A 1,554-nucleotide genomic window follows, 5' to 3' on the forward strand; every position below is an offset into this window, starting at 1 on the left:
CTGTCTCTTTATCACATCTCTGTCGCCATCCCCGTAGCCACCCGGAAGCCCACAACTCGCTCCTGTAGTACCTGCCAGCCATGCCATAGGGTGGCCCAGCCAGGACGCCCGGTGCGTTTGGTGTCGGTGAATCCCCCCAACGTGGCAAGCGCCAGACACGCCCATCGTGCGGTCGGTGGTGTCGCCGGTAGCGGGGTCTTCTGCACCGTCAGCCACAACACCTTCCATTCCTCGGTTTCAAGGATTTGATCGCAGGACAGTTCCGCTTGAGCGTCGCCCTTGTCCAGCCCGCTGGGTAACGACTCGCGCAGTTGCAACAGCCTCACTGCGACGAACGCGGTGATCGCCAGCATGCGCTCCAGGCTCGCCGCGCTTTGCTGGCGCAGCCGCTCCACGCCCACGCCACTCTTCCACGCCTTGTGGTACTCCTCGATCCGCCAGCGCAGTTCGTAGTACCTCACGATACGCCTGACTTGCTCGACGCTCTCCACCGGCTCGCTGGTCAGAAGAACCCAGTGCAGCGGCTCATGCTCGCCACCGGCGGGCTCGCGCACCAGCACGACGTTGATCGGCAGCGACACCGCTTGCTTGCCACGGTCGGCCGGTGGCTTCACCTCCAGGCGGCGACCGCACACCTGCACCCGCGCCTTGCGCGCCGCACGGCCGCCGCGCTGGGTCACTTCCACGATCGCCTCGTACTGCCAGGCCTGTTCACCGGCCAGTGCGCCAAACAGGGTCTGCCCGCTCTGGGTCAGACCCCGATCCGATTGCGCCCGAACCACATAGCGCTGCCCCTGCTCATGCTTGTAGTGCAAGTACTCGTAGACGTCCGACTCCCGGTCGCACACCGAGATCGTGCGTGCCATCGCGCATCCCATCCGGCCGGCCATCCGTGCCGACGCCTGCTGCCACTTGTAGCTCTCCTTGTCCTCATAGGCCCGTTGCTTGCGGGCATGCTTGCGGCCATAGCCGGCATCCTCGCGACACCACCGGCGTTGCTCTACCAGCCCCAGCGTCCGCTCGCTGGACGCCTCCAACAGCAAGACCGAGTGCACCAGATAGCCCCGATGCTTGGGCTGTTGCTGCGATCCGGTGGTGCCCAACTGGTCGGCGACCGCATGGGCATAGACCACACTCGTGCTGTCCTCCACGGCCAACAGTTCACCCGATGTCGTCCGGGCCGCCCCCGCCATGGCCTCAAAGCCGGCTTCGGCGATCGCCTCCGGTGCCACGCTTGCGTTCTCGATCAACCGATAGCTCCCCAGTACCGCCGCGGGATCTCCTTGGCAGCATCGTGCCAACGACTGACCCGCTCGGCACGCAAGCCGCGCCGCCACATCCACCAGCCGCCGCGTCCGGCGAACATCACCCAGATCACAGTGGCCGAACAGTTGCCGCGACCACTGCCGTTCATCCATAACCATCGTTCACCATGATCCCGTCAAACCATGGCGTTGCAGGATATAGCTGGCTAAAGATGTGATAAAGAGACAGGACTTGATCCGGGGATGCCCTGTCGGAAAACCCCAGCCCTCCCTCGCGGACCCTGCGGAC

General features: G+C 64.9%; 1 protein-coding gene. It reads right to left on the minus strand.

Annotated features, from left to right (window positions below):
• Positions 1–11: 11 nt before the first annotated feature.
• Positions 12–1,418, minus strand: a complete 1,407-nt coding sequence (locus ACH65_RS15015) for an IS4 family transposase (protein WP_049623429.1) — start codon at positions 1,416–1,418, stop codon at positions 12–14.
• Positions 1,419–1,554: the final 136 nt, after the last annotated feature.

It is taken from the genome of Frateuria defendens (assembly GCF_001182895.1).
In the GTDB taxonomy this organism is placed as follows: domain Bacteria; phylum Pseudomonadota; class Gammaproteobacteria; order Xanthomonadales; family Rhodanobacteraceae; genus Frateuria_B; species Frateuria_B defendens.